The sequence below is a fragment of the Cedecea sp. B1(4) genome, assembly GCF_059414925.1.
Genome location: NZ_JCAHMZ010000209.1, coordinates 1 through 282 on the forward strand (window position 1 = coordinate 1; position 282 = coordinate 282).

General features: G+C 63.5%; 1 protein-coding gene. It reads right to left on the reverse strand.

The genetic code is table 11. The features are described 5' to 3' along the window. A partial coding sequence (locus ACR6JA_RS22645; RefSeq protein WP_494599702.1) for an efflux RND transporter permease subunit occupies positions 1-282 on the reverse strand: 282 nt, incomplete at both ends.

Consider the following 282-nt stretch of genomic DNA (forward strand, 5'->3'; position numbering starts at 1 on the left):
CTGGTAGATCGCCTCGGCCGGCGACATGCCGTGCTCGCGCTCGGCCGTCAGGGCGAAGTCGATCATCATGATGCCGTTCTTCTTGACGATGCCGATCAGCAGGATGATGCCGATCAGCGCGATCACGCTCAGGTCATAGCCGCCCACCATCAGGATCAGTAGCGCCCCCACCCCGGCCGACGGCAGCGTCGACAGGATCGTCAGCGGATGGATGTAGCTTTCGTACAGCAGCCCCAGCACGATATACACCGCGATCAGCGCCGCCGCGATCAGGTAGGGCTG